23 protein-coding genes are annotated in these 24,054 nt (G+C 43.8%); 14 read left to right on the top strand and 9 right to left on the bottom strand.

The genetic code is table 11. From position 1 onward, the window contains the following. Positions 1–15: 15 nt before the first annotated feature. On the bottom strand, positions 16–2,019 hold the full coding sequence (gene mnmC, locus DFP75_RS11095) for a bifunctional tRNA (5-methylaminomethyl-2-thiouridine)(34)-methyltransferase MnmC2/FAD-dependent 5-carboxymethylaminomethyl-2-thiouridine(34) oxidoreductase MnmC1 (RefSeq protein WP_110575594.1): 2,004 nt from the start codon (positions 2,017–2,019) through the stop codon (positions 16–18). After that, entirely contained in the window at positions 2,009–2,560 is a 552-nt protein-coding gene (locus DFP75_RS11100; RefSeq protein ID WP_110575596.1) for a peptidylprolyl isomerase, read from the bottom strand. Before DFP75_RS11100 ends, mnmC begins: the two co-directional genes overlap by 11 nt. Before the next feature lie 91 nt (positions 2,561–2,651). Between DFP75_RS11100 and DFP75_RS11105 the strand changes: the two genes are divergently transcribed. Continuing rightward, positions 2,652–2,933 (top strand): Rdx family protein, encoded by a 282-nt coding sequence (locus DFP75_RS11105; RefSeq protein WP_110575598.1) that lies wholly within the window; start codon positions 2,652–2,654, stop codon positions 2,931–2,933. A gap of 44 nt (positions 2,934–2,977) precedes the next feature. Here the strand turns inward: DFP75_RS11105 and DFP75_RS11110 are convergent, their stop codons facing one another. Together DFP75_RS11110 and DFP75_RS11115 are read right to left on the bottom strand one after the other, a co-directional pair. Continuing rightward, on the bottom strand, positions 2,978–3,286 hold the full coding sequence (locus tag DFP75_RS11110; protein WP_110575600.1) for a YciI family protein: 309 nt from the start codon (positions 3,284–3,286) through the stop codon (positions 2,978–2,980). 2 nt (positions 3,287–3,288) lie between these two features. Then, positions 3,289–3,825: a septation protein A gene (locus tag DFP75_RS11115; RefSeq protein WP_110575601.1), complete on the bottom strand. Its 537-nt coding sequence runs from the start codon at positions 3,823–3,825 to the stop codon at positions 3,289–3,291. Positions 3,826–3,962: 137 nt separating this feature from the next. Here DFP75_RS11115 and DFP75_RS11120 point away from each other — a divergent pair, with 137 nt between their 5' ends. From DFP75_RS11120 to DFP75_RS11145, 6 genes are all read left to right on the top strand, one after another. After that, on the top strand, positions 3,963–4,814 hold the full coding sequence (locus tag DFP75_RS11120) for a PHP domain-containing protein (protein ID WP_110575603.1): 852 nt from the start codon (positions 3,963–3,965) through the stop codon (positions 4,812–4,814). A gap of 49 nt (positions 4,815–4,863) precedes the next feature. Further along, on the top strand, positions 4,864–5,484 hold the full coding sequence (locus tag DFP75_RS11125) for an L-threonylcarbamoyladenylate synthase (RefSeq protein WP_110575605.1): 621 nt from the start codon (positions 4,864–4,866) through the stop codon (positions 5,482–5,484). A 115-nt stretch (positions 5,485–5,599) separates the two neighbouring features. Beyond that, positions 5,600–6,502, top strand: coding sequence for a 23S rRNA pseudouridine(2605) synthase RluB (gene rluB / locus DFP75_RS11130; RefSeq protein ID WP_110575607.1), 903 nt, complete (start codon positions 5,600–5,602; stop codon positions 6,500–6,502). Positions 6,503–6,531: 29 nt separating this feature from the next. Then, positions 6,532–6,987, top strand: coding sequence for a DUF1499 domain-containing protein (locus tag DFP75_RS11135; protein WP_110575610.1), 456 nt, complete (start codon positions 6,532–6,534; stop codon positions 6,985–6,987). A 49-nt stretch (positions 6,988–7,036) separates the two neighbouring features. Further along, positions 7,037–7,756 carry a winged helix-turn-helix domain-containing protein gene (locus DFP75_RS11140; RefSeq protein WP_110575612.1) on the top strand — a complete coding sequence of 240 codons (720 nt, stop codon included), beginning with the start codon at positions 7,037–7,039 and terminating at the stop codon, positions 7,754–7,756. Between the two features lie 4 nt (positions 7,757–7,760). Further along, on the top strand, positions 7,761–9,275 hold the full coding sequence (locus DFP75_RS11145; RefSeq protein WP_110575614.1) for an ATP-binding protein: 1,515 nt from the start codon (positions 7,761–7,763) through the stop codon (positions 9,273–9,275). Positions 9,276–9,298: 23 nt separating this feature from the next. Here DFP75_RS11145 and DFP75_RS11150 read toward each other — a convergent pair whose 3' ends face one another. Beyond that, a complete protein-coding gene (locus tag DFP75_RS11150; protein WP_175404894.1) occupies positions 9,299–10,225 on the bottom strand; it encodes a LysR family transcriptional regulator in 927 nt (308 codons plus the stop codon). Between the two features lie 146 nt (positions 10,226–10,371). After that, positions 10,372–11,277 carry an ornithine carbamoyltransferase gene (argF, locus tag DFP75_RS11155; protein ID WP_110575616.1) on the bottom strand — a complete coding sequence of 302 codons (906 nt, stop codon included), beginning with the start codon at positions 11,275–11,277 and terminating at the stop codon, positions 10,372–10,374. Between the two features lie 244 nt (positions 11,278–11,521). On the opposite strand from argF, the gene grxD reads away from it, so the two are divergent. Together grxD and DFP75_RS11165 are read left to right on the top strand one after the other, a co-directional pair. Further along, the gene (grxD, locus tag DFP75_RS11160; protein ID WP_110575618.1) at positions 11,522–11,851 is read left to right on the top strand and encodes a Grx4 family monothiol glutaredoxin; all 330 of its coding nucleotides are present in this window, start codon (positions 11,522–11,524) and stop codon (positions 11,849–11,851) included. A gap of 95 nt (positions 11,852–11,946) precedes the next feature. Beyond that, positions 11,947–12,570, top strand: coding sequence for a peroxiredoxin (locus tag DFP75_RS11165; protein WP_110575620.1), 624 nt, complete (start codon positions 11,947–11,949; stop codon positions 12,568–12,570). A 78-nt stretch (positions 12,571–12,648) separates the two neighbouring features. Here the strand turns inward: DFP75_RS11165 and gloA2 are convergent, their stop codons facing one another. The 3 genes from gloA2 to DFP75_RS11180 form a co-directional block, all read right to left on the bottom strand. Then, positions 12,649–13,038: an SMU1112c/YaeR family gloxylase I-like metalloprotein gene (gloA2, locus tag DFP75_RS11170; protein ID WP_110575622.1), complete on the bottom strand. Its 390-nt coding sequence runs from the start codon at positions 13,036–13,038 to the stop codon at positions 12,649–12,651. A 9-nt stretch (positions 13,039–13,047) separates the two neighbouring features. After that, the gene (locus DFP75_RS11175) at positions 13,048–14,001 is read right to left on the bottom strand and encodes a LysR family transcriptional regulator (protein WP_110575624.1); all 954 of its coding nucleotides are present in this window, start codon (positions 13,999–14,001) and stop codon (positions 13,048–13,050) included. Between the two features lie 113 nt (positions 14,002–14,114). After that, the gene (locus tag DFP75_RS11180) at positions 14,115–15,002 is read right to left on the bottom strand and encodes a LysR substrate-binding domain-containing protein (protein WP_110575626.1); all 888 of its coding nucleotides are present in this window, start codon (positions 15,000–15,002) and stop codon (positions 14,115–14,117) included. Positions 15,003–15,252: 250 nt separating this feature from the next. Here DFP75_RS11180 and DFP75_RS11185 point away from each other — a divergent pair, with 250 nt between their 5' ends. The 5 genes from DFP75_RS11185 to DFP75_RS11205 all read left to right on the top strand — a co-directional run bounded on the left by DFP75_RS11185 (position 15,253) and on the right by DFP75_RS11205 (position 24,053). Beyond that, positions 15,253–15,858: a DUF6198 family protein gene (locus DFP75_RS11185; protein ID WP_110575628.1), complete on the top strand. Its 606-nt coding sequence runs from the start codon at positions 15,253–15,255 to the stop codon at positions 15,856–15,858. A gap of 325 nt (positions 15,859–16,183) precedes the next feature. After that, positions 16,184–17,968 (top strand): EAL domain-containing response regulator, encoded by a 1,785-nt coding sequence (locus tag DFP75_RS11190; protein ID WP_110575630.1) that lies wholly within the window; start codon positions 16,184–16,186, stop codon positions 17,966–17,968. Between the two features lie 75 nt (positions 17,969–18,043). Then, the gene (locus DFP75_RS11195) at positions 18,044–20,758 is read left to right on the top strand and encodes a hybrid sensor histidine kinase/response regulator (RefSeq protein WP_110575632.1); all 2,715 of its coding nucleotides are present in this window, start codon (positions 18,044–18,046) and stop codon (positions 20,756–20,758) included. Positions 20,759–20,946: 188 nt separating this feature from the next. Continuing rightward, positions 20,947–22,725 (top strand): ATP-binding protein, encoded by a 1,779-nt coding sequence (locus DFP75_RS11200; protein ID WP_110575634.1) that lies wholly within the window; start codon positions 20,947–20,949, stop codon positions 22,723–22,725. Further along, positions 22,722–24,053, top strand: a complete 1,332-nt coding sequence (locus DFP75_RS11205) for a cobyrinic acid a,c-diamide synthase CobB (protein ID WP_110575636.1) — start codon at positions 22,722–22,724, stop codon at positions 24,051–24,053. Before DFP75_RS11200 ends, DFP75_RS11205 begins: the two co-directional genes overlap by 4 nt. Position 24,054 lies beyond the last annotated feature (1 nt).

Below are 24,054 nucleotides of genomic sequence, written 5' to 3' on the forward strand. Positions count from 1 at the left end.
TTCAATGCAGTAGACCTAGGTATTTTGGCTGCGTTTCAGGTCTCGGATTATAAAACGGCTTGGGTGCAGCTTGTGGCTTATTTTTTGCTCTAAAGGCGAGGGGGTCCCTGTAATTAAGCTGGCAATATAACTGCCACTCAGAGGGGTCGAAATCAAGCCTCTCGAACCATGTCCAATATTAATAAATAACTGTGTTATCGGCTCTGCAATGTCATTACTTTGCCACTTAGCATTTCTGCTGAGGGTTGAATATGCCTGCTGATAACTTGATTCTGATTGAACAGGTCCAACAATCGGCGTGTAATCAGGAACCGCGCATCGGAACGACACTCGCCCACCACAATCTTCCGTATTAAACGTCTCTTTAGGTAACAAAAGCAGGCTTTCTAAAATGGCCAAGTTCCGTTTATGTCCTTCTTCTCTTACTTGTGTGTCTTGGTCTTTTAGGTCGTAAGTGGAGCCAAAGTGCAGTAGGCCATTTATCGAAGGGGAAACATAGCCAAATTCACAGAGTACCTTATCAAAGTCTGTTTTGTCTGCCGACTCTCCTATGGCTTCGCAAGCCGCTTTGGCTTTTTCAAGATTAATAAATGAGACTTGTCCTCGAATAGGGTAATCGGGTGTGTTGGGTGTTACCCCCAGAGCTTTGGTGTCATTGGCGGTGCATAGGACGACATGTGAAAATACCGAGTTATTGTCTCCAGACTGTGCTTGCCAGCCAGTAACTTTATCGGCTGTCTTGATTGGGGAAAGGCCTTCGAGCTTGGTGTTTAAGCTCACTTTAATATTGTCATGAGACAACAGCTTCTCGCAAAGTCGCGTAAGCACAACCCAGCCGGATAATGGTAAGAACAAACTGCCTGCTCTGTCTTTTGAGGCTTGCAAGATAGCTTCTGGGTAAAGTTTATCGTTTAATAATTTTTCAAATCGCTCGGCTTCTTTATCGTGTTTTGGGATTTGTATTAATCCACAAGCATCCCAAAATTGTTTGCTGTCGTCCAAGCGAGTGTACAGACGATGAGCATGCAAATAAGCGGATAAGTAAAAGCGATTCACAGGCGTATCTTGTGAGGCTAATTTAGGATACAGCATGCCTTGAGGGTTGCCAGACGCACCGCCAGCGATGCAGTTGCCTTGCTCCCATACCTCGACTTGTATGCCTTGATTTGCCAAAGCATAAGCGGTATTGGCGCCGGCTAATCCAGCTCCCACAACCAACACTTTAGTAATCTCTTGAGTCGCATCTTGACGAAGGTTGAACCAAGATTGCCCTTGGGACATGCGTTCCGTTAGCGAGGCGGTTGTGGTGTTCAGTAGACCCACGGTCATTTCTCTTTTCTGCCCAAAGCCTTTTACCTTACGGACATCAAAGCCGACGCTTTGTAATCCTCTTCGCACAATCCCTGCTGCGGTAAACGTTGAGCAAGTCGTACCTTGGTGGCTGAGGCGATGAATATGATGAAATAGTTTGTCAGACCACATTTCAGGGTTTTTACTTGGCGCAAAACCATCCAGAAACCAGGCATCGACGTCTGCATCAAGTGCTGCAAAGCCGTCTTGTGCCTCTCCAAACCAAAGGGTGAGTTGGACTCGGCCTTGTTCTAATTCGATGCGGTGAAAGCCATGGCACACTTCAGGGTAAGCGTCGATTAGTTGCTGACTAAGATCGCTGATAGATGGCCACATTTTTAATGCGTTTGCCAGCATGCTCTTGGTCATCGGGTATTTTTCGACCGAAATGAAGTGCAGCTGCTTATCGCTGGGCGCGTCATTGAGAAAAGCCTGCCAAGCGCATAAAAAGTTTAGCCCTGTGCCAAATCCTGTTTCGGCTATGACAAAGGCGCTCTTTTGTAGCGATGCCCAGCGTTCTTTTAGCTGATTGTTTTTTAAGAAAACGTAACGAGTTTCTTCTAACCCTGAATCTTTGTCGAAATAGACATCGTCAAACTGATTGGAATGAGGAGCACCATCCTCACCCCAACTTAACGCAGGTTTTTCTAATTGGTAACTAGTTAACACGCTTGATGCTCTCGATTATGACTGGTGACTCTGGAACATTTTGATATGGGCCTACTGATGTTGTGGGAACAGCAGAAATGGCGTCAACAACGTCCATTCCAGAAACAACCTGCCCAAACACTGTGTACCCCGCAGCACCACGAGCACCATGGTTTAGGAAAGTGTTATCTACTTGGTTAATAAAAAATTGTGATGTGGCGCTATTCGGATCCTGAGTACGCGCCATCGCTAGAGTGCCGCGGTTATTCGCTAAGCCATTATCACCTTCATAGGCGACGGCTTTATGAGTGCTCTTGCGCTCTAGATCTTCTGTGAAGCCACCACCTTGTACCATGAAGCCTCGAATAACACGGTGGAAGATGGTGTTATCGTAAAAGCCCTCATCCGCGTAACGCAAAAAATTCGTGACTGTTTTTGGTGCTGCCTCATCATTTAAGTCGACTCTTATGGAGCCTTTATTGGTTACAATATCGACTTCTGTTGCGTTTGCTGTTGAACAAAGAGCAAGTAAAGCCAAGCTGGCGATAAGTGATTTACGCATAGTGCTACTTCCTTATTGAATGTATGAGCAATAGTATTCGTTGTGTCATGACGTTCCAAGACGTCTTATTTATTTACCGGAGAGAAAGCAAATGCGAACTGCAGCCGTAGAAATTGAATATTGTACCTTATGTCGCTGGATGTTGCGTGCGGCTTGGTTGTCTCAGGAGCTGTTAACAACATTTGATGATGATATAAAAAGTGTCACCTTGCTGCCAACTCAAGGTGGTATTTTTAAGGTGAGAGTGAATGGGGAAGAGATTTGGTGCCGTAAAAAAGAAGATGGCTTCCCAGAAGCAAAGGTATTAAAGCAACGAATGCGAGATGTGATCGATCCTGAACGTGATCTTGGTCATTCAGATGTAAAGAAATAATCTCTCAACCTCCCCCTAATCGGGGGGGAGGCGCTAAGCGCTTGTTAAGCGTTCATCGGAAATACTTGCTTGAATGGTTTTACGGTAACATTTTGGTAAACACCTGCCGCCACATAAGGGTCAGCGTCAGCCCATGCTTTTGCTTCTTCAAGGCTGGCGAATTCCGCTATAACAACGCTGCCGCTAAAGCCTGCATCACCTGGGTTTTCAGAATCAATAGAAGGGTTTGGGCCAGCCAATACTAAACGACCTTCGTTTTGTAGTGCTTCCAAACGCGCTAAGTGAGCTGGTCGAGCCTGTTGACGAGCGCTAAGGCTGTTTGCTACATCTTCGCCAATGATTGAGTAAAGCATGGTTATTCCTTATTTTTTATATGCGATGATAGATAAATACCCTGTAAGATAATAAATACTAGGGTCATTCCTAATAAGCCGAATAATTTAAAATCGACCCATGTTTCTTCACTGTAAGAAGAGGCTACGTAAATATTAGCTAAACCTGAAACAATAAAGAAAACGACCCAAGCTAAGTTTAATGTTCGCCACACTTTAAATGGAAGTTCTAATTTATCGCCCATCATGCGTTGAATGATATTTTTATCGCCAATAAACTGGCTTCCAAAAAACACAATGGCGAAAAGTCCATTAACGATAGTGGGCTTCCATTTTATAAAGTTACCATCTCCCATCAGCACGGTGGCTCCCCCAAGTAAAATGACTAATGCCAGCGAGACTAGGTGCATTTTTTCTACGGTTTTATTTTTGAACCAAGTAAAACCTACTTGAATAATGGTTGCGGGAATCAAGATGGCGGTTGCTAAGATGATATTCCCTGTCATTTTATAAACAACAAAAAAGATCGCAATAGGGAGAAAGTCGAGCAGTATTTTCATATAAAAAACCCAGTGAATGTATACTAAAATGTATGTATGCTGGTAGAGGGAAGATGCGGACTAGACTTCTAATGCCATAGACTTATTCACACCTTTCCTTATGATAACCACCATTCCTTTTAAAGAACAGCCAATCTATGCCTGAAGCAGCAACTTATCGAAAAGTCGATTTACATACACATTCTACGCGTTCTGACGGTCATTTTTCGCCAACAGAATTAGTAGATTTAGCGGTTGAGCAGGGTGTTTCTTTATTTGCTTTAACAGATCACGATACATTAGATGGTATTGCAGAAGCGCATCAGCGAGCTGTGGAGCATAATTTAAGTTTTATTAATGGTGTAGAATTGTCTACGCAGTGGAATGGCGTTCCTTTGCATATGGTGGCGTTGAATTTCGCTCCAGACAACGAGGAACTTTTGGCTATTGTGGCTGAAAATCAAGCGATTAGGCTTGATCGTGCTCGGCGCATTGCCGATTTGTTGGTCAAACAAGGTTTGCCTGATTTATTCGAAGAAGCCGTGGCGTTAGCGGGTGAAAGTCAGTTGGGACGGCCGCATTTTGCAAGTTTATTAGTAGAAAAAGGTTTTGTGAAAGACGCAAACAAAGCGTTTGACCGATACTTGGGGAATAAACGTCTAGGCCAGCTACGTGATGTGTGGCCAGAACTGGAAACGGTTCTAGCCAAGTTATCTGACCAAAATATGGAGTTAGTACTCGCACACCCTAAACGCTACCCTTTAACCGTTACTAAATTAAAGCGACTGTTGAATGATTTTAAAAAATGGGGTGGAACGGGAATGGAAATTGTATCTGGTAATGAGCGGCCGGATAGTGTGCGATTGCTTGAGCGTCTATCGAGAGAATTTGATTTAAAAGCGTCGGTAGGAAGTGATTATCACGGGCCATTTGGGCCATGGATGCAAGTCGGTAAGTTTACTCAAATTCACGAAAGTGAGGTGGATTTAGTATGGCGGTCATGGGAGTGATCCATTGAGGCTTGGTTATTTTAACTTATAATTTTTTGTGGAGAGCAGATTGAGTCAATTTTTTCAGATACACCCAGAAAACCCACAAGCACGATTAATTAAGCAAGCGGCAGAAGTGATTCGCGGCGGTGGTGTTATTGCTTACCCTACGGATTGTGGTTATTCGCTTGGTTGCCACCTTGGTGATAAGACTGCTGTAGATCGAATTCGTGCTATTCGCCGCTTGGATGATAAGCATAATTTTACTTTGGTGTGTCGTGACTTGTCTGAAATATCAACTTACGCACGCTTTGATAACCACTTATATCGGTTGTTAAAAAATAATACGCCTGGCCCATATACGTTTATATTTAATGCTACATCAGAGGTGCCGAGACGCTTATTGCATCCTAAAAGGAAGACGATTGGGATTCGCATCCCAAATAATCAGATAGTGTCTGCTTTGCTGGAAGAATTGGGAGAGCCGATTATGAGTGTATCCTTAATTTTGCCTGGCGAAACGGATCCGATGACAGATCCGTATGATATTCGCGATACTCTGGAACATGCTCTAGATTTAGTCATAGATGGCGGTTTTTGTGGGTTGCAACCAACCACAGTGGTTAAAATGGACGCTGACAGTGTTGAGGTTGTACGTATTGGTGCTGGCGATCCTGCACCGTTTGCGTAAAATGGCGAAGATACCGCTGTTAAGGCTCAGGTTGTGTGGCTTATAATGCGGAAAATGGTTAATTAATTTTATTAAAACTGGGTTGCTGAGAAGCATTCCCTCTAAGAGGTTCGTAATGGACGAGAAGTTACAAAAAGTATTAGCAAGAGCGGGACAAGGTTCGCGTCGTGAGATGGAAACTCGTATCCGTGAAGGTCGTGTATTGGTTAATGGCGAAGTCGCTACATTAGGCGATCGTGTTAGCGTGAAAGATACGATCACAATAGATGGTTATTCTATTGTTGCTACTGAGGCTGGTGCAAACCGCCGCGTTATCATTTATAACAAACCAGAAGGCGAGGTATGTACTCGTAAAGACCCTGAAGGTCGTCCAACTGTGTTTGATAAATTACCAAAACTGCGCGGAGAGCGTTGGATCGCTGTTGGCCGTTTGGATATTAATACGTCCGGCTTACTGCTTTTTACTACGGACGGTGAATTGGCAAACCGATTAATGCATCCATCGACGGAAATTGATCGTGAATACCTAGTTCGCGTTATGGGTGAAGTAACGGAAGAAAATTTAGCCGCATTGAAAAAAGGCGTTATCCTAGACGATGGCGTCGCGAAATTTACAGATATTGTTGATGGTGGCGGTGAAGGTATTAACCGTTGGTTCTACGTTTGCTTGATGGAAGGACGTAACCGTGAGGTTCGTCGTCTTTGGGAATCTCAAGGCGTTAAAGTAAACCGTTTGAAACGTGTTCGTTTTGGTCCTGTCTTTTTGCCATCTAAAGCAAAAGTAGGGCGTTGGGTTGAAATGGATGACAAAGATGTTAATTCTTTGTGTGCCATGGTTGATCTAAAAATATCGGAATTGGCACCAAAGACGCAGCAAGAAAAATTGGAATTGAAACGTCATAAAAACAAAGCCACAGCTGGCGGTGCGCGTCGTGCGCCACCTAAAGGTTTTGATTGGCAAAGCAATGACAAGCCTGAGTTTAAGCCTAAAAAGCCAGGTAAAAGATCGTTTCGTTAAGATATAAATGGCTTAGGAGTCGCAGAAGCATGGTTCGCTGGATAATTGGATTGGTTGTTGCTTTGGTTGTAGGGTTCGGTATTTATGCCAAGATTAGCAATAAATTACCAGAAGGGTTGGGGGTGACGGATGGCTTTTTAAAGCCTTGCCCTTCTTCACCAAACTGTGTTTCAACTCAAGCAGCAGAAGACGATAAAGAGCATTATGTTGAGCCGATTATCTATACCAGTGATCGCAAAAGTGCTCAGTTGGCTATTGAGTCCTATCTGCTTGAGCAAGGAAATACTCGTATAGTCACCAGTACATTAGGCTATGTTCATTTTGAAGTGGAAAGCTCGCTAGTTGGTTATATAGATGATGTCGAGGTATACCTTCCTGATGCAGACAGTGCCATACATGTTCGTTCTGCTTCTCGGGTCGGCTACTCAGATTTTGGTGTTAACCGAGACAGGGTTAGACAAATTAAAGAACTTTTAGTAGATTGATTTACAAGCCTTTTAATCTAAAGCAATAATAACTGGACGAGGAATGCCCATGAGTATAGATGACAACAAAACTATTTTGATAGTGGAAGATGATGAGCGCCTAGCGCTACTTACTCAGGAGTATTTACAAAAAAATGGCTTCAATGTGGCAATTGAACCGGATGGACGTAAGGCAATTTCTCGTATTATTGCTGAACAACCTTCTTTGGTTATTCTTGACTTGATGCTACCCGGTGCTGATGGTTTTACGGTATGCCGAAGTGTTAGAAATGACTATAAAGGTCCTATTTTAATGCTGACCGCTCGTAGCGATGATGTTGATCAGATATTAGGTTTGGAAATTGGAGCAGATGATTATGTTTCTAAGCCTGCCAAGCCTAGGGTCTTATTAGCCAGAGTTCAGTCTTTATTGCGTCGAAGTAACCAGGATGTTGATCTTGATGCTGTCTCCTCGAAAGAAGAAAAAAATCTTGAATTTGGTCCATTAACCATTGATAACTCTCGTCGTGAGGCTTGGCTTTTAGAAGAGGAAGTTGAGTTAACCAGTGCTGAGTTTGATTTGCTCTGGTTATTGGCGAGTAATGCAGGACGAATCCTAAGCCGAGAGGAAATTTTCGGAGAATTACGCGGTATCGAGTATGACGGTCAAGACAGATCTGTCGATGTTCGTATTTCTCGTATTCGCTCGAAAATTGGTGACGACCCAATTCATCCTCGTCGTATTAAGACTATTCGTAGCAAGGGCTATTTGTTTGTAAAAGAAGTCTAGCCTGATGCGTGCAGAAATGTGGCGATTATATCGACATCTTATCTTAGGAGGTGTCGTTATTGTTGCATGTTGCTATATTGTTATTGAGTTCACTCAAGCACGTTTTGGTGGCTCAAGAGAAGAGCGCTTGCTTTGTGTTGATGCTGAAATCAGCTCTGCATTATTGCTTACCGGTATTCTTAAAGAAATCCCAGAATCACAATTCAACTGGACTGTTCAGCCCAGTGAACCCCACACTATTTCGGCCACAGCGGCTTTGATTCAAGAGAAAAAGTGGCTAAAACTCCCTGAAGACAGTTATCAGATAGCACTTGGTAAAACCGATGCGCCTGTATTGGTTGGTCGGGTTGATAAAAGTGGTTCGCTTTTTCAGTTGGAGTCATTGTTAAGCCAATTGCTATTAACTGACCTCATAAGCTATTCAGATAAACTGGCTTTATTAGAAAGCTTGAGCTGTGTGTCTATTGAAGATGTTTCTTACACTCCTTCTAATCCTTTAACGGGGGTTGCAACGGTCCATGGAACCTACACTAAGTATGGTTTTGTCTGGAAGGATCAAAGCACCAATCAATCGATCCTAGTGGCTGTCACAGAAGAAGATAATGTTTCTTTATCTTTAGTGGTTGTGTTTGTCGTTGGTCTGGGAATTGCTGTGATGTTGGTTTTAATTTGGCGGGAGCTTGTCTCGTTAGATTTCAAACGTAAGACATTTGAAAGTATCACCCGTCAAATTGCTCGTGGTCGTAGTGGTCTTCCGAAAGGGGTTCCAGACAGTAGCGGAACACTAAAAGAATTAGCCTATTCATTTGATTCAATGTCTTCTCATATACAGCGCTTATTAAAAGTGCAGAGAGAGATGATTAACGCTATTTCCCATGAACTTAGAACCCCAATCGCTCGTTTACGCTTTGGGTTGGAGGTCATGAAAGATGAAGTGGACGATGATGTTGCTAAAACAATAGAAGCGCTAGAAGGTGATGTAGAAGAGTTAAATACCCTTGTAGACGAAGTATTAACATATGGAAAGCTGGAAGGTGGCTCGCTAGAGCTTCATTTTAAAGAGCTGTCTGTTTCCCAGTTAGTGGATGGGATTTTAAGTCACAATCATCTGTTATTGCAGCACCTTAATGTTGAAGTGAATATTTCCGAAGAGGATATCGTCTTGGCCGACGAGCATCATTTAAGCCGAGCTTTGCAGAATTTAATCCTTAATGCTTCCAAATACGCTTCGACAGCAATAGCGGTGACCTTTTCATACGATGACGAACGATGGCAATTGGATATTGAGGATGATGGTCCAGGTATCGCATTTGAAGATAGAGATAAAGTTTTTATCCCCTTTCAACGGCTAGACAATAGCCGTACACGGGCTTCAGGTGGCTATGGGTTAGGGTTGGCGATTGTTCAGCGAATTGCATTCTGGCACGGCGGGGCGGTGTTAATTGATGCTAGTGAATCCGGTGGCGCTAAATTCAGCTTTATTTGGTCTCGTAACCAGCATAAAAATACCGTGGCGTGATGCTGGTTACGAAAGCGTGCTGGTTACAGTTCTGGGGCCAAAATACCTTTAAGGTTTTTAAAGCAGGTTTTTGATGCCGTTGTTATTAAATCTTCCATGTAGGCGTTTTCACGCTGATCTTTTCTTATCGCCAAATAGAGCTTACACCAAACGCCTTCTTCGCCAAGCGACTTCGTTATTACATATTGTCGGTTGGTGTATTCTGTGAGTGCCCAGTTAGGTAAACAGCATACGCCTCGGCCACTCGCGACTAACTGCATCATCATCAGGGTTAATTCGCTATGGCGAATTTTTGCTGGAGAGACATCTGCAGGATTTAGAAAGTGTTTAAAAATATCTAAGCGTTCGATTTCGACAGGATAGGTGATCAGTGTTTCTTTCGCGAAATCTTCAGGTGTTAAGTATTCCTTTTTCGCAAGGGCGTGATGCCGCGACAGCGCAACTTGTGACTCATATTGAAACAAGGGAATATAGTCTATGTTGGGGATGTCTTGCGGGTCGGATGTCACCACCAAGTCCAAGTCACCACGGGCAAGCGCCGGTAGCGGCATGAAGCCAAAAGCGGTAGAGAGGTCTAGCTCAACGTCTGGCCAGTGTTCACGAAAATGGTCAATGGTTGGCATCAGCCATTCATAGCAACTGTGACATTCAATGGCGATATGTAAACGCCCACTTTCACCTTCGGCGAAGCGTTGAATATCGCGTTGAGCAGAGCGGAACGAAAGTAACACATCATCGGCAAGCTGCAATAAGCGCAATCCTGCACTGGTGAAGCGGACTGGTTTTGTTTTTCGTATGAAAAGCGGGCAGCCTAGTTTCTCTTCAAGGTCTTTGAGCTGATGCGACAAAGCGGATTGCGTTAGGTGAACTCGTTCAGCGGCTTCAACCAAGCTGCCAGTTTCTCTGAGTGCGGCCAGTGTTTTTAAATGCCTAACTTCAATAATGCTCATAGTAATTCACTGTTGATGCGTTTAGCCATATTTAAGAGCCTTATCGTTAAGAAGCTCATATATGAGAGTTCAATGTTTAGGGGCTAATGCATGGGTGCAAAAAAAGCTCGCTGAAAGTTGGATTTCAAGCGAGCCTCGTTATTGTGTTAGCGACACAGCAAAAATTCAAGTAGTGCTTTTTGGGCGTGGAGGCGGTTTTCGGCTTCGTCCCAGACAACACTATCAGGGCGGTCAATCACGTCAGCAGATACTTCTTCGCCACGGTGCGCTGGCAGGCAGTGCATGAATAAGGCATCAGGGTTGGCTTTTGCCATTAGGTCGGAATTTACTTGGAAGCCATCGAAATCTTTTAGGCGCTGCTCTTGTTCATCTTCTTGACCCATGGAAGCAAAAACATCCGTTACGATTAAGTCCGCGCCTTTTGCTGCTTCGTGAGCATCATGAAGGACGGTTATGCGATCACTGTGTTCGGCAACTAGGTCAGCATTAGGCTCGTACCCAGTAGGGCAGGCAACAACCAACTGGAAGTCCAGCATAGCAGCAGCATTGATATAGGAGTTGCACATGTTGTTACCATCGCCAACCCAAACGACTTTTTTGCCTTGGATTGAACCACGATGTTCTTGGTATGTTTGCATGTCAGCAAGTAGCTGACATGGGTGGTAGTCATCTGTAAGAGCGTTGATGACAGGAACCGAAGAGTATTTAGCAAAGGTTTCAACGGTTTCATGATCGAACGTTCTAATCATGACAGCATCAACCATGCTCGAAATAACACGAGCGCTGTCTTCTACTGGTTCACCACGACCAAGCTGTGTGTCACGTGAAGAAAGAAACAGTGCATGCCCACCGAATTGAGCCATACCTGCCTCAAAAGAAACCCGCGTACGAGTAGACGACTTTTCAAAGATCATCGCCAACACTCGGTTTTTAAGCGGTTGAAATAGTGTGCCTTCGTGATGGATTTTCTTAAGCTCAGAGGCTCGAAATAATAACTGTTTTAACTCATCGGAAGAAAGATCCTTCAGAGTAAGAAAATGTCTAGGCGACACGCTATAGCTCCTTAAATTGTGTGCTGAAAAGGGAATCGACCAATTTAATACACTCAGGTAAGTGAGTAAAGGACATTTAACAAGGGAAAGTGTAACTGAAAGCACTCTTTTGGGGTTGTAAATACACCACTAGACCCAATAAACTGATGCAAGTTTAATGATTTTAATAGACTTGAATTTTGTAAGGGCATTAATCGTCCACGATGTCCTTACTAAAAGACAGTTGCAGAGCGAGGTTTTAAGCATGAGTAATACAATCGAAACAATTAAAGAGCAGATTAGTAGTAATGATATTTTGCTATATATGAAGGGGAATCCTCGCGCTCCACAGTGTGGGTTTTCATCTCAGGCTGTCCAAGCACTAATGTCATGTGGCGAGCGTTTTGCCTTTGTTAACATTTTGGATAACCCAGACATTCGTGCTGAGCTGCCAAAATACGCTAATTGGCCTACTTTCCCGCAACTTTGGGTGAAAGGTGAGCTAGTCGGTGGTTGCGATATTATTGTTGAGATGGCATCTAACGGCGAATTACAAGCGCTGATTAAAGAAGCCGTAGGCTCTTCTGAAGAGTAAGTTTTTTGTGTCCCTTATTAGTGTAAATAATAAGGGACGCTAATTGAGTTAAATTTAGCCTTTAAACATCAAGCAATAAAAAGGAGACGTTAAAAATGTCTATTTTAGTTGGTAAGAAAGCCCCAGATTTTACAGTTCCTGCCGTATTGGCTGACGGCCAAATTGTTGATTCTTTCAGCCTTTCTGAAACAATCAAAGGCAAATACGCCATTGTGTTCTTCTATCCATTGGATTTCACATTCGTTTGCCCTTCAGAAATTATTGCTATGTCTCACCGTATGGAAAAATTCCGTGAAATGGGTGTAGAGGTAATCGGTGTGTCTATCGACTCTCACTTTACTCACAATGCTTGGCGTAACACGCCAGTAGAAGAAGGCGGTATCGGCGCAGTTGAATACACTCTAGCTGCTGATATGGACCATGCAATTGCTAAAGCATACGGCATTGAATCTGAAGGTGGCGATTCTTACTACCCAGCGGGTGTTGCGATGCGTGCATCTTTTGTTATCGACCAGAAAGGTATCGTTCGTTCACAAGTTGTTAACGACGAGCCTATCGGCCGTAACATGGATGAATTGGTTCGTATCGTTGATGCGCTACAATTCTTCGAAGAAAATGGTCAAGTTTGCCCAGCTGGCTGGAACAAAGGCGACAAAGGAATGAACACATCACCTGAAGGTGTTGCGTCTTACCTTGCTGAGAACTCAAAATCTCTATAAAACTTTCGGTTTTATATGACCAAAACGCCTGCTACTGAAAAGTAGCGGGCGTTTTTTTTGCCATTGGGTTTATTGGTTTTATAGCTGATAAAGCTCTAGAGGCAAGTCGTCAGGGTCAGTGAAGAAGGTGAAGCGTTTACCCGTAAGTTCATCCAGTCGGATGGCTTCGGTTATCACACCATGCTGATTTAGATGCTGTATGCAAGCTTCTAAATCGTCTACAGCAAACGCTAAATGTCGCAAGCCTTGTGCTTCTGGCCGAGAAAGACGTGCTGGTGGCGAGGGAAATGAAAACAGTTCTATTTGTTGATTGGGAGTAACAGCAAGATCGAGTTTGTAGGATTGGCGTTCTTCTCTATAGGTCTCAGCAACGATACGAAACCCCAGTATTTCACTATAAAATTTCTTTGAAACTGGGTAGTTCGAACAAATAATAGCGACGTGATGAATGTGTGAGATAGAAAGCATGTTGATGTCTTATGTTTTGGTTTGTGCTTTTAGCTCATTGGCAACATCGATGACCTGCCTTCTAAACCAAATATGACTGGCATCGTGATGAAGGAGCGGACTCCAAATCATTTTTAGTTCAATTTTGGGAATATCGAATGGTGGGTCTAAAATCACCAGATCAGGGTTCTTTTTGTTCACCATGGCCACTTTTCTGGGCAGCGTGGCAATCAGGTCTTGCTCAAGCGCTAGATGCATTGCGGTGTGGTAGCTTCTGGTAAAGACTCGAATACTACGTTTGTGATCCAGTGTCTGCAGTGCTTCATCAACCCAGCCTAATTTTTGTACGTCGTTTGGGTCCATACCAACACCGACGCCAAACCCTGTTTTACTTACCCATATGTGCTGAGCCGCCAAGTAGGCGTCAATGTCAAAGTGATCTTTAATTGGGTTTCTTGAGCTCATCATGCAGACAAAGGTGTCGAACCAAACGCTTTTTTGATGAAATGATTGGGGTAATTCTTCAAAGCGATTAATCGCCATATCAATCTTACCGGCTTCGACATCATGAAAGGTCACATCGCTCGGGGTCATGATGTCTAATGTGATGCCTGGTGCGAATTCACGCAAACGATTGAGTAATCGTGGAATTACCGTAGAAGCCGCGTAGTCACTTGCCATAATGCGAAACACTCGTGTACTTGTGCTTTCATTAAAGTCTGCTTCTGGCTGCAGAGCTTCTTCTAACTCGAGAAGTACTTTACGCACAATGGGCTGCAAACGGAGGGCTTTTTCTGTGGGCTTCATGCCTTCGCTGGTGCGAACAAGTAACGGGTCACCCAGTAGATCTCTTAAGCGCTTTAATCCATTGCTCATCGCGGGCTGTGTGATGTTAAGTTTATTTGCAGAACGTGTGACGTTACATTCTCTTAACAGTACATCGAGATAAATAAGAAGATTAAGGTCTATTTTATTAATATTCATATTTTTTCTAGGGGTCGCATGGCTTATGTAATGAGTTGATTGTATTGGCCTTTGTGCAAACTACAACAAGAGAATGCATAATGTTAATCAGCATTCTATTTTTGCTATTGGTTTTAAATGCTTGGTAAAACAGGAACGGCACGACAAAGATCAATAAAACGTTGGGCATTTTGAGTAAGCGCTGTATTTTTTGGCGTTACGATTAATAGATTTCGGTTGAGCTCTAAAGGTGTTTGGTAAAGGCGTATCAGCCCAGAGTTCAGCTCTTGCGAAATAGCCATTCGAGATAAGCAGCCAAACCCCATCTGATGGATGACGGCCTGTTTTACTGCCTCCATATGAGCAAGAGATAACACCACATTGAGCTGAGGAATATGAGCAGCCGTTGCTTGCTCAAGTATGTTCCTTGTTCCTGATCCTGATTCACGCATTACCCAGCTGGCTTCTTTTAAGTCTTCCCAAGATAAGTTTTCTGGTCGATCTTCTTCTGCAGAGCCAAATACGACTAATTCATCTTTAAGCCACACTTGTGTCATGAGCTCTGCATGTTGGCAGTAACCCTCAATAAAGCCTACTTCAGCTTTACCTGTTAACAGCTGTTGGATAACACTTTGAGTATTGCCAATATCTAGGTTAAAGCGGATGTTTGGGTGTTGGCGCTTAAATAAAGACATTTGTTTTGGAAGCAGATAATTGCCAACGCTTACACTTGCGGCTAAGTGAAGAGAACCACTTAATTCGTCTTCATTGCCCATGCTTTCTATTTGCTCTATCTGGCTTAGAACGGCTCGAGCCTGCGGAAGTAGGTGTCTAGCTTGGGGCGTGATTTGTAAGCGCTTGCCATGGCGTCGAAAAAGAGGGCGTCCTAACAGGGCTTCTAGCTCTCTTAGGGCCTGACTTGCTGCGGGCTGGCTAATAGAAACCATTTCGGCGGCCGCGGTTACGGATCCGGTGTGCACAACGGCTTCAAATATCTGTAATTGTCTAAGTGTTATTCTCATTATTGTATTGTAGCTCTGTTTTTGGCTGGAAGAGTAGTGCTAATGCTTATTGACTATATAAATGAGTGAAAGTGCCAATAAATCCGTAAAAACTGATTGTGCATTTTTCTTTTATGGTATGAAATATGCACAAATTGTACTGATAGGCTCAGTACTGTATCTGGTCTGTGTTATCCGCTTCCAAAAGAGGCGATTTACAAACCTTTGTTATTAACCAAAAGTTAATACGTTATCCGTAAAGGACATTGCCATGAAAACCACTCACCGTTGGCTCTCTATTGTTGAGGGCTGTTTGCTTGTTGCTTTAGGCTTACACATTCTTAATTCTGCCGGACTATTAATTAGTGGAACGGCGGGAGTCAGTATGATTCTGCTCAGATTGACAGACTTATCTTTTGGTACTTTGTTCTTTTTGCTGAATATTCCTTTTTATATCTTGGCCTGGTGTGCTTTAGGCCGTGATTTTACTATCCGAACATTTGCCAGCGTTAGTCTTTTATCCGCTTTATCTGAGCTGATGAAGTATTATGTTATTGTATCCATGCATCCTGGGCTTTCGGGCGCATTGGGTGGGTTGTTGGTAGGCTTTGGGCTTATTATTTTATTTCGACATAACGCTTCATTGGGCGGATTAAATATATTGGCGGTTTATTTAGAGCGTCAATTTTCTATCCATGCCAGTAAAACCACGTTATTGGCTGATATTTTGGTTTTGGTGGCTGCCATAATCTTCCTTGATTTAAGTCAGTTAGGCTATTCCTTGTTGGCATTTTTGCTATTGAGCTCTGTTGTCGGCCGTTATCATCGACCGCCAAAATGGGCGCAGAATTCCTTGGTTGATGCGAAAGCGAATTGAGACTTTTATTCTTCTAGTAACGAGTATTCTGCTGAGTTGATTAAGGTGCGTTATGAGGCAATGTGATTCATTGAACGCACTTTATTGGCGCTTTTTTATCTTGCTTCTCATCTTAAAATTAAATTAATACGTACCTTATATGTGCTGATATCATGACTTAAGGTAGGGTTTATTTACATTTTGCCTTTTTATCTGCGTAACTAAGATGGATCTTTTGTCGGAAACAGGGTTAATATTTAGGGGTGTTACTTACATATTGTTCGATTATGGCGTTTTAATTACTTTTACAAGTGATTGTAAAATCATAGAAAAGGCATAGCTAGGTATGAAGCAATTCCCAACAGTGTTGATTGTCGATGATGTACCTGAGAATTTACGCGTATTACAAGAAGTAATGGATACGTTAGATTGTCAGATTGCTGTTGCGAATTCTGGTGAAAGGGCGTTAGAGCTATTAGAACGAACGGAACCTTGCTTAGTGTTGCTAGACGTTATGATGGGCGGCATAGATGGCTTTGAAACTTGTCGACGAATTCGATCCCACCCTGTACACAAAGATATCCCTGTTATTTTTGTCACCGCATTAGAAGATGAAGTGAGTCGTGGCTTTGAGGCCGGCGGTAATGATTATATTAGTAAGCCAATCCGGATAGAGGAAGTTCGAGCCAGGGTTCAGCATCAACTAGAAAAATTTCAACTTGTTAATGAACTCAGGGAATTAACATCTCACCTAGAAGAAAAGGTGCGTGAGCGAACCGCTGACCTAAATCTGCTAAATCGCAATCTGCGCAAAGAAGTGAACGAAAGGCGCTACATGCAAGATCGTCTAAAGTATTTAGCGCAGCATGATTTTGTTACACAACTATATAATCGTGATGCACTAGACGAACACATTTCTTATCTTATCTCTGGTATCCAAGCCAATACATCCAATCACATACCTTATTTTGTATTAATTGATATTAATGAATTTCGACTGATCAACGATTCATGCGGCTGTATTGCTGGTGATGAATTATTGCATCAACTGGCGATCATGATGAGTGAGCTTGTGGATCCGCAGCGTGATTTTTGTGCGCGTTTAAGTGGTGATAAATTTGCCATAGTGATTAGCCAAGGGGGAAATGAGGCGGTCGAATCCTTCTTTCGGCTTTTGCAAAAAGCCATTCAACAGTTCTCGTTCGTCTGGGACGAGCGCAAATTTCGCATGACAGTAACCCAAGTTGCTATGCCTATTACCATCGATATGGTGTCATTTGAACAAGTAGTGATGCTCGCGGACGAACTATGTTACACCAGTAAAAAGTCTGGCATTCATTCTAAAATTATCAAAAATGCACAAGATTTGGCTTATGAAGAGCATCGTGGGAATTTAAATTGGGGCCTTCGTATTATCGATGGTTTAGAAAAAGATCTCTTTGAAATTCATTTTCAGCAAGTATTTTCGCTTCTTAAAGAAGAGCCGAAAAAGAAGATTGAGATACTGGTAAGGCTCATTGATGAAGATACGGGTAAATTAATTTACCCAAATGATTTCATCCGTGCTGCAGAGCGCTTTGGCATTGTTTCCAAAATAGACCGCTGGGTGATTCGCCATACTATGCAGAGAATGGCTGAAAACAGTGATTTATGGGAAACAATAGATCAAGTGGCGCTTAATGTTTCAGCGCTGTCTGTTAGACAGGCGAACTTTGCAGAATTCATTGTTGAGCAATTGACGGAATTTCAGTTGGACGGTTCAAAGTTCTGTTTTGAAATTACCGAAACCGAGGCATTAAATAACTTCGCTGACACTCGCCGTTTCATGTCTTTGCTGCACGAGCATGGTTGTGCGATTGCGCTGGATGATTTTGGTACCGGTTTTTCTTCTTTTGCCTATTTAATGGATTTGCCCTTCGATCTAATCAAAATAGACGGCATGTTTATCAAAGACATGCACCTCAATGAAATCCATTACGGCATGGTAGATTCAATTGTTAAGCTAGCCAAAATGCTGGACAAACCCGTTGTGGCTGAATTTGTTGAAAACCAAAGCATTGTTGATAAATTGAAATTGCTTGGTGTGGAATGGGGTCAAGGTTACTTTTTTCATAAGCCTGAAAAACTCTAGAGTATCGAAAACTCAGAGCAGAACAAATATCCAATCTACAGTAAGTCGTACGTTTGATGTTTCTAAGGATTAAGCATGGATATGCAACTGCCAACACTCTTCAAAATACTCGTGTTTCTATTTTGTGCGACCGCTTTTATTTTAGTGGTGCTGCAGATTGTTTTCTTATGGCGATTCAAGCTTTTACAACGCCGTTATTCAAGAGCAATTCTTGCGACCAACGCCGGTGTTTGGGAGTGGTATCCGGAAACAAATCGGTTGTATGCTTCCTCCGAATTTTTTATGCAGCTAGGGTTTGAAGAAAAAAAGACACCTAAAAGTCTAGAAGACTGGTTGGCGTTCTTATCCCCAGATGATCAATTGGCGTTCAACGCATGGGCAGAAGGCTTGATTGAGCAAAAAGCGGCGAGTGAGCGTAAGTCAGTGCGTCTGCAAATTCAAAACCCTTTAAATGAATGCTTTTGGATCGAAATGCGCGGCAGCGTCATCCGAAGAGATAAGCGTAATAGAGCCCTGAGTGTGGCTGGCATCTTTGAAGAAGTTGGCTATTGGGTCCAGACTGAGAACGATTTAATTCTTGCTCGTGAAGATGCAAAGCGTCGAGAGCTAACTTTATCTTCATTGCTTAATAATATCCCCGACATAGTTTGGTCTAAAGATGAGCAGGGGAACTATCTAGATTGCAATCAGGCTTTTTTGGATTTCAATCAGCTGACATTGGATGAAGTGAAGGGAAAAAGCGACATAGATTTAGACCTAGATGGAAAAGGGGCCTATTACCAAAGAGTAGGAAATGCGCCTTTAGAAACCGGTATGACATCACATGAGCAAGGCTGGGGGACGCCGAAAGATGGAGGTGAGCCATGCTTATTTGAAGTACATCGTGTTCCTGTGGTCGAACCTGCCATAAACTTTTGTGGCACGTTGGGCATAGCTCGAGATATTACCGAGCGCCATCGACTTATTAACCAGCTTAAGTTGTTCAAAAGCTTTGCAGATAATTCAGCGCAAGGTTTTGCGATGGCGACATTGGATGGTGATATTAACTACTTTAATAAAAAAATACGCAGCCTGCTTGGTGTGGATGAAGAAGTCACCGATGCGTCTTTGGCAGAATTAAATTATCTTGATTTTTACCCTGAAGCTAGCCAGAAATATCTCAAAGAAACTGTGATTCCTTATGTCAAAGATCATGGTGTATGGGAGGGCGAAATGCAGGCTAAAAGCATGGATGGTCGAGTTTTTGCTACTCATGAAACCTATTTTTTACTTCGTGATGACAATGGTCATGCCACTTCTGTAGGTTATATCATGAGTGATATTACTGAGCAAAAAAATGTCTCTGCACAATTAGAGCAAGCCAAAGAAGCAGCAGAACAAGCAAGCCAAGCGAAAAGCCATTTCCTTGCCAATATGAGTCATGAAATCCGCACCCCGCTTAATGCCATTATTGGTTACGCGCAATTAATTAGTGAAGACAATCAACTGACGGGCGTTTCCAGAACGCGATTTTTATCGATTGCCAGCGCAGGAAATCGTTTACTAGGCCTAATCAACGACATTTTAGACATAGCGCGTATTGAGTCTGGTCGACTTGTATTGCATGAACAAAAAATGAATTTATGCCGAGAAGTCAGTCAGATTAGCAAACTCTTTCAAGGACAAGCCCAGGATAAAGGGTTAGACCTTATCGTAGAGTGCGATGTCGATGATCGCCTGTATGTCTGGATGGACCCCGTTAAATTTCAGCAAATCATTACCAACCTTTTGGGTAATGCAGTGAAATTTACAGCCCAAGGGTCTGTTAAGGCGGTTGTTCAAATTGTAGAAGAACGCATTCATGTCAGTATTGAAGATACAGGGCCAGGCATCGAGACAGAGTTAATGGAGCATCTGTTTACGCCATTTGTACAGGGTAAAGCGGGCGAAGCATCAGGTGGAACTGGGTTAGGTTTAGCCTTGTCGACGACTCTTGTTAAGCTAATGCAGGGTTCGTTGTCAGTTAAAAGCAGTGACGGTGTAGGAACGCAAATTGTTGTCGACTTACCTCTATCGAAAGTAGAAGACGATGACGTACTGGATGCGGGTGAGCAAGATTCATTGTTGAATATGAGGCTTAATAATCCCATCAAAGTGCTGGTGGCAGAGGATGACGAATGGTCACGAGATATTCTTGTGTCTTTGCTTGAAAGTGCGGGTTGTCAGATTATTGAGGCCGAAGATGGCGAGCAAGCTATAAAAGCGTTTGGGCAATATTCGCCTGATTTGGTAATGACCGACATTCGTATGCCTAATAAAACAGGAATCGACTTATTAAAATTTATTCAAAAAGAAGACCAAGAGCGGCGGGTGCCTGTTATTGCTGTGACAGCGTCAACATTAGTTCATGAGCAGCAAGCCCTTTTGGATGAAGGTTTTTGGCAGGTCATTGCCAAGCCTTATCAGATTGAAAACATTTATACCGCATTAGCCGCTCACCTTGATGTGAAGTTTGTACCTATCGCTGACAGTGCTGAAAGTCAAAATGATTCTCATGGCGAGCTTGCAGGCGAGGCTTTGAAAGTTGAGCAAAACGAGTCGTTGCCTGAGTTAACGGTAGAAGATTGGCTGCCATTATTGCGAGCGGCGCAAAGTGGAGATGTTCAGACCACCAAAGACGTCTTTCAGGTGTTGGGTCAGTCTTTGTCCTCGAATCAACAAAAAGCCATTCAAACAGCGATTAATCAATTTGATTTAGGATTGGTGGAAGCCTTGATTGCTGAATATTCTGGTCAATCGTCATTGGCCTAAGGCGTCATTGCTCTTGTCCGCTCTCTTTGCGGTTGCATGCGTTTCGTTCAAGCTAAGCTGAAGGCTTTAGGTTTGACATAAATAGGGTGCATAGATAAGGTCAAACAAGACAAAACATAGGGAAAACGCCTACAATAGAGGGCTTATGTTTTTCTATTTGACCTTAACGAACCGCAACAGGTAACTCAATGTCTCCTTTAGCCTCTAGTGACTTTCCATTTACCGCAGTAGCTGGGCAAGAACCGCTTAAATTGGCATTGATTCTCTGTGCGATAAATCCACACATCGGTGGTGTCTTAATCAGCGGTCCCCGTGGCTCAGCAAAGTCTACTTTGGCTCGCGGTTTGTCGGGCGTTATGCCAGCGCTGGATGGTGAGGAATTGGCACCTTTTGCCACCTTGCCACTGGGCACCAGCGAAGACCGTTTGCTTGGCGCCTTGGATTTAGAGCAAGTCCTGCAAGATAAGAACGTCGCCTTTAAGCCTGGTTTATTGAGCAAAGCCCATGGCGGGGTTTTGTATGTCGATGAAGTGAATTTGCTGGCCGATCATTTAGTCGATCAACTTTTGGATGTGTCCGCGAGCGGGGTAAACCGCGTCGAACGTGATGGTATTAGTCACGAGCACGCGGCACGGTTTCTATTGGTTGGTACCATGAACCCTGATGAAGGCGAGCTGCGTCCGCAGTTAAAAGATCGCTTTGGTTTGATGGTGGAATTAAGCAACCAATATAGCCTTGAAGAGCGCGTGCAGATTGTTCGTCTGCGTGATGAATATGATCAAGATACACACGCCTTTTGTGATGCCTTCAAATACAAACAGCGCAACCTAAAAAACAGCATTCGCTTGGCAAGACAGGCTTTGGCGCAAGTGCGTTGCTCGGATGAGCTACGTTTAGAAGTGGCGACTCGTTGCCAGTTAGCAAACATTGATGGTGTTCGTGGTGATATCGTGTGGATTAGAGCGGCGATGACACACGCTGCATGGCGTGGTGCAAAAAGCGTATCTTGGGATGATATTCAGGCCGTAGAAGACTTAGTGTTGGCGCATCGTCGCCAAGTAAAAGCACCGCCTCAGGCCTCCAGTCCGCCTCCGTCACGTCGTCCTGATGCTTCTCGTTCTCCTTCACAAGGTAACGCGAATCAACCACAAAGCGAAAGCTCGCAAGGTCATTACGAAAATAAGCAAAGTGGTTCGGGGGAGTGGGGAAGCATGGAGCCACAAGCGCTTACAAGTAGCGCACCGATAGAGATTGCTATTGAGGATGAAAAGCATCAGCGTCGCCCAACTCAATCACTTATTGGAGAGGTAACGCCGGGAAAGCATAAAGGCAAGCAGCAGGGCGGTTATCGTCCTGATGTGGCGCAATCGGTTGACCGTCAATCAGCGGATGGGATTGATTGGTTTCGCAGTATAGTCAGCCAACCACAAGAATGGCCTCCGAAAAATTTGACTCCTAAGCCTGCTAAAACCGGTCAGGCTGTTTTGCATTTGGTGTTGTTAGATACCTCAGCATCGACTTTGAGCCAAGGCGTTTTTGCCCATGCTAAGGGCGTGATTTTAGACATTGCCAAGCGTGCCTATTTAGCCCGAGAGCAGATCGCCATTTTAGGTTTTGGGCAAGAGGGCGTGTCGTCTATTTTGCCCAAAGTACGGGCTCCCAAAGAAATCGCGGATTTATTGGAGAACTTAGGCGCAGGCGGTGGCACGCCGTTTCGGGTTGCCATTGAAAACGCCAGTCAGTATTTAGCGCAGCAACATAGGACAACCATTGGCTTACACAGCCAAACTTACATCTTGACCGATGGTCGCACCCAAGCCGATGTGTCAGATCTTGTTTTGCCAGGTAATACGGTGTTGATTGATACTGAAAACGCGGCCATTAAGCGTGGTCGAGGTCAAGATATTGCCCAGCATTTGGGTGCACAATACGTTTTATTGAATTCGCTTTTAGAGACTGCTTTATGACCACTTCTGTTGTTCATTGTCCTGCGTTATTTTTGACAGCACCTGCGTCGAACCAGGGGAAAACCACCATTACTGCTGCGCTGGCGCGTTATTTTACCAATCAAGACAAAGTCGTCCGTGTGTTTAAAACAGGTCCTGATTACCTTGATCCGCAAATTCTAGCGCAAGCGTCTAAGCAGCCAGTTGAACAACTGGATATTTGGATGGCGGGTGAAGAGTACTGCCAAGATAAGCTTTATCAAGCCGCCCAAGTGGCGGATTTGATCTTGGTAGAAGGTGCTATGGGCATGTTTGATGGTGAGCCATCCAGCGCTGATCTGGCCGCTCGTTTTGGTATTCCCATGGCTATTGTTATGGATGTTAAAGGCATGGCGCAGACTGCGGCTGCCGTTGCGTCTGGCTTGGCGAATTTTCGCGATGATGTGCAAGTCGCTGGGCTGATTGCCAACCGCTGCGGCAGCGAACGTCATGCAGAGCTGATTCGTGATGCGCTGCCAGCAAACTTACCTTTGCTTGCAACCTTAAAGCGTGATGAAGAGGTTACTTTACCAGAGCGCCATTTGGGTTTGGTGCAAGCGGACGAAGTGAAAGATGAGCTAGAAGTGCGTTTTGAAGCGGCGGTTGAATGGCTCAAAGAAACCCAAGATACAGGGTTGTTAAACTTGCCTAGTGCCGTACCTTTTTACCCTGCCAGCCAAGTAGACACAGAGCAAACTATTGAACAAAGTTTGTCGGGGAAAACCATTGCCGTTGCCAAAGATGCCGCGTTCAGCTTTATCTATGATGCCAATCTGATTGCGCTAAAAAGCTTGGGCGCTAAATTGGTGTTTTTCTCGCCATTAAAAGATCAAACCCTGCCTGAGGCCGATGCCCTTTGGTTGCCGGGCGGTTATCCTGAATTGCATGCTCGAGCCTTATCGGAAAACACAGGGATGCGCCAAGCGATTAAAGACTTTTACCTTGCTGGTAAAGGCATTTTGGCGGAGTGCGGTGGCATGTTGTATAGCTTGGAGGATTTAACCGATTTGGATAATCAGTGTTATCCCATGTTGGGGATTTTAGCAGGCCAAGGTGCGATGCGTGGCAAACGTGGTTGCCAAGGCATGCAAACGGCTGTTATTCCGCAAGGCGAAATCCGTGGTCATGCCCATCATAGATCTCGCAGTGCCAATACGCCAGAACCTGTGGGTTATGGTCGACGACAAAGACACCCAGCACCGGGCGAAGCGATTTATCAGCAAAAAGGTCTAACGGCCAGTTATCTGCATTTATTCTTTCCTTCGAACCTTGACGTCACCGCCAAGATTTTTTTAGGAAAAGGTAACTAAA

This window comes from Marinomonas alcarazii, from assembly GCF_003208215.1.
In the GTDB taxonomy this organism is placed as follows: domain Bacteria; phylum Pseudomonadota; class Gammaproteobacteria; order Pseudomonadales; family Marinomonadaceae; genus Marinomonas; species Marinomonas alcarazii.